The sequence below is a fragment of the Massilia sp. DJPM01 genome (genome assembly GCF_030348125.1).
Classification (GTDB): Bacteria; Pseudomonadota; Gammaproteobacteria; order Burkholderiales; family Burkholderiaceae_D; genus Telluria_A; species Telluria_A frigida.
The window spans coordinates 1-3507 of sequence record NZ_JAQOZV010000132.1; the positions used below are offsets into that span (position 1 = coordinate 1).

At 55.8% G+C, this 3507-nt stretch carries 6 protein-coding genes and 1 pseudogene; 5 read left to right on the forward strand and 2 right to left on the reverse strand.

The features are described from left to right. From PO883_RS33985 to PO883_RS33995, 3 genes are all read left to right on the forward strand, one after another. Positions 1–216, forward strand: a 216-nt coding sequence (locus PO883_RS33985; protein ID WP_289313727.1) for a tyrosine-type recombinase/integrase, incomplete at its 5' end; no start/stop codon positions are given. Positions 217–284: 68 nt separating this feature from the next. Next, the gene (locus PO883_RS33990; RefSeq protein WP_289313728.1) at positions 285–506 is read left to right on the forward strand and encodes a hypothetical protein; all 222 of its coding nucleotides are present in this window, start codon (positions 285–287) and stop codon (positions 504–506) included. A 2-nt stretch (positions 507–508) separates the two neighbouring features. Then, positions 509–799 carry a type II toxin-antitoxin system RelE/ParE family toxin gene (locus tag PO883_RS33995; RefSeq protein ID WP_289313729.1) on the forward strand — a complete coding sequence of 97 codons (291 nt, stop codon included), beginning with the start codon at positions 509–511 and terminating at the stop codon, positions 797–799. Positions 800–884: 85 nt separating this feature from the next. Here the strand turns inward: PO883_RS33995 and PO883_RS34000 are convergent, their stop codons facing one another. Further along, a complete protein-coding gene (locus PO883_RS34000; RefSeq protein WP_289313730.1) occupies positions 885–1277 on the reverse strand; it encodes a hypothetical protein in 393 nt (130 codons plus the stop codon). Between PO883_RS34000 and PO883_RS34005 the strand changes: the two genes are divergently transcribed. Further along, positions 1236–1784, forward strand: coding sequence for a hypothetical protein (locus tag PO883_RS34005; RefSeq protein ID WP_289313731.1), 549 nt, complete (start codon positions 1236–1238; stop codon positions 1782–1784). The genes PO883_RS34000 and PO883_RS34005 overlap by 42 nt on opposite strands. Before the next feature lie 124 nt (positions 1785–1908). Here PO883_RS34005 and PO883_RS34010 read toward each other — a convergent pair. Then, positions 1909–2052 (reverse strand): annotated as a pseudogene (locus PO883_RS34010) (IS6 family transposase); the annotation flags it as partial. A 155-nt stretch (positions 2053–2207) separates the two neighbouring features. On the opposite strand from PO883_RS34010, the gene PO883_RS34015 reads away from it, so the two are divergent. After that, a complete protein-coding gene (locus PO883_RS34015) occupies positions 2208–3371 on the forward strand; it encodes an ATP-binding protein (RefSeq protein ID WP_289313732.1) in 1164 nt (387 codons plus the stop codon). Positions 3372–3507 lie beyond the last annotated feature (136 nt).

Consider the following 3507-nt stretch of genomic DNA (forward strand, 5'->3'; position numbering starts at 1 on the left):
GCCTTACAGGCCCACGTTACCAAGCTATATCGGGATGCGGGCATTAAGGGCAGCAGTCATTCCGGTATGCGCACGATGGCGTCCAGGCTTCTGGATCAAGGCCACAGCTTGGAAACCATACAACTGATGCTGGGCCATGCTGATATTGACCACGTAGATCCTTATTTGCAAGTGTCGAAGGAGACATTGCGCCGCGCTTTTGCTGAGGTACTTTAACTGCAAATAGTGGTTGTAAAAGGTGGCAATAGGTGGCATACTAAAACCAACATTGAAGAGGTGATTACATGTCTACTGCGTTGAAATTGTCGGATGATCTTGTTGAAATGGCTAAGCCACATGCTGCTGCCGAGCATCGCTCTGTTCCGAAGCAAATTGAGTATTGGGCGCGACTGGGCAAGGCCGTCGATGACAATCCTGGCCTGCCGTTGCAGTTCATCAAAGATACTCTGCTGGCGGCCCAAGAGGCGAAAGCTGGAATGCTTGCTCCATACCAGTTCGGTGTTTGATAGTGCTGGCGATCCTTGTTACTCCAACCTTTGCAAAGGCCATCAAAAAATTGCATGCCAAGGACAAAATCGTTGTCGACAAAGCTGTAAAAGCTATTGCTAGCGACCCGTCAATTGGCGAAGAAAAGAAGGGCGATTTGGCTGGAGTTTTTGTGCACAAATTCAAGATCAACAAACAGGAAGTCTTGCTGGCTTATCAGCTTCACCCGGACAAGTCATCGCCGGTATCGGTACTGCTTTTCAGCATCGGATCGCATGAGAACTTCTACACTGAATTGAAACGATTGAACTAAGGAAAATGAAATGAAAAAAACTGGTTCTGTCGCATTAGCGATTTCGCATACCGGATGTAGTGTCGATCGCGGGAAATTTCACTACCTATGGTAGAAAATAATTCCGAAATTTCGCTAATGCGACAGAACCAAAAATCTCGTCCTGCAGGCCGACGCAAATATTAGACAGGTCCTGCGCGCGGTTGATCGTCGCCGCCTTTGCAGCGGCGCTTTGGAGCCGGTTGTGAATAGTGCCGATGCTGACGGGAAGGTCAAACATGTCACGCAGCAGTTCCTTCACGCCCCGGCAGGAGCTTCGGCAGATCAGGGTCAGCGACAGCACCAGCTGGTCCAGCCATCCCTGAGTGACCGGCAGGTTGAACAGAACACCCTCGTCGTTGGCGGCGAATGCGACGTCTTTGCGCTGGCCGGTCCCGATCTGGCGCAGCGCCGAGCCATGTTCGATTTCATCGCTGACGAACTGCGGCAGCGCGAGCACCTCGATTTGGCCCGCATTCGTCCGCTGCGCAGGGCACTGGAGAATCAGCGCGACGATTTGCTCGCGTTCGCCGGCGTGCTCGACGCCAAGCTGGTCGACATCGCTGACGAATCCAAGGTAGCGCTCGAGCTGGTGCGCGCCGCCTGCCTGCTGCAACGCAAGTCGCCCTTGTCCTCGGCCTACTGGCACCGGTGGCATGAGCTGCATAGAAAGCTCGCCGGCAAATTCCATGGCGTCGTTCGCGCCGTCGTCCTGGTGATGAAGCAGATTCCCCGCGCCAGCTCGCTCGTTGAAAACCTTAACTCACGGCTGCGTACCTACTTCACGCTGCGCCGTCAACTGGGTGCGCCCTACCTCGGTCTGTTGCAGTTCTTCTTGAACCATCGGATCTTTCTCCGCAGCCGTCGGACCGAACGCGTTGGCAAAAGTCCCCGGGAACTGATGGATGGTCAAGGTCACCCGCACTGGCTCGAGCTGCTAGGCTTTACCCGGTTTCGGCGAATCTGATTGCTCCGATGCGGAGGTAGACGCTGCCTCTGCACTCCAGCCACCTCACGTAAGGCATGCCAATTTCCGGGCAGGATTCCGACCGTCAGTGTCACCCAAAACGGCCCCTTTTTGAACCACGCCGGTTGATCGACGAATGGTCGACTGACAAGCCGCGCTCCTGCATCATTTTCTCAAGGTGACGGTAGCTCAGCGGCTACGCAGCGTACCAGCGGGTGCAGACCAAAATCACATCGATCGGAAAGCGCATCCCTTTGAAGCTGATCATGTCGATTCGTCCTGAGTTCGGGCACCGCAGTTTACGTTTACCTGATCGGCCCCGCCGCGCTCGCTAATGCGACAGAACCCAGACTCCTCGCTCCTCTTTATTCTAAATTATATGTGGTGTATAATTATTCACTAGCCATAATTGGAGATAATTCAGTGAGCCACTATTTTTCACGCCGTCAACTGGCTTCATTGATGGCGCACCAGTTGATTCATCCGGATGTTTTGAGCGAGGGTCTCCGATCGGGGTTGTTCATTTCTGGCCAGCGACGCACCGGCAAGACCACCTTCTTGCATAACGACCTGATTCCGGCCTTGGAGAATGAAGGTGCACTGGTAATTTACGTCGATCTATGGAGCGACACGAAGGCCAATCCGGCGCAGCTGGTGCGCGACGCTATCCGCGACGCGTTGGACCAATTGCAAACACCTGGGTCATCGTTACTAGCCAAGCTTTCGCGGCTGAGCGGTGTGGACGTCGGTGTCCTAAGTTTTAAATTCGGATTCAAGCTGGAGAAGATCGGCGAGCCGGGCGGCGTGCCGCTGGCCCAGGTGATCACGGAACTAGTCGACCAGGCGAAGAGGGATGTGGTGCTGATTGTCGACGAGGTTCAGCAGGCCATAACAACGGACGATGGGAACCAGCTGCTGCTCAGTTTAAAGGCTGCGCGGGATGCGGTGAACCCGCGCCCGGGCACCATTGGTCATTTCATCTTTGTCGGTACCGGCTCGCATCGCGCCATGGTCAGCGAGCTCACCGCACGGCGAACCCAAGCTTTCAACGGCGCCACCTCTATCCCCTACCCAGTCCTGGACGCGGACTATGTCGCCGATATCCTGGCCCGCCTGAACGACACCGGCGCGCCGAAGGTGCCCTCGTATGAACTTGCGCTTGCTGCTTTCCGTACGCTCGGCCACCGGCCCGAGGAGTTGATGAAGGCGCTGCGCCAAGTGCAGTTGCATACTCCGCCTGGCGCAAACCCCGATGGTTACCTTCCCGTCGTCGCAGCCACGCTGCGCGCCGCGGCTGCCGATATCGAGCTAGCGAAGGTCGAACAACTCGGCAGCCTGGCCGCCGCCATTTTCGAGAAGATCGCAGCGACAGAAGGTGATGCCAAGGGCATTTTCTCAATCGAAGCTGCTGCCGATTACAGCAGACGAGTTGGCCGTGACGTCAAGGTGGAGGAGATCCAGCCAGTTGTAAACGAACTCATGGGGGCCAACATCATCATGCGTCGCGGGCATGGCCTGTACGGCGTTGCAGACCCATCAGTGCAAGAGACTTGGCGGGAGAAGCAGCAGCTGTTGGGTAATCCATAAGGTAACAGTCCGGACGGGGGTTCTGGCGCGTTGTTTAGCGGAAGCGAATTTTCGTCGGCGCGACGCGGCTGTAGCTCCGCTGGGGTTCTGTCGCGTTAGCGGTCAAAGGGTAGAAATACCGGCGTGGTTCAAAATA

Bases quoted from the DNA above. Each gene is read 5' to 3' on its own strand.
- PO883_RS33990 (WP_289313728.1), top strand. From the start codon at position 285: ATGTCTACTGCGTTGAAATTGTCGGATGATCTTGTTGAAATGGCTAAG.
- PO883_RS34005 (WP_289313731.1), top strand. From the start codon at position 1,236: ATGTTCGATTTCATCGCTGACGAACTGCGGCAGCGCGAGCACCTCGAT.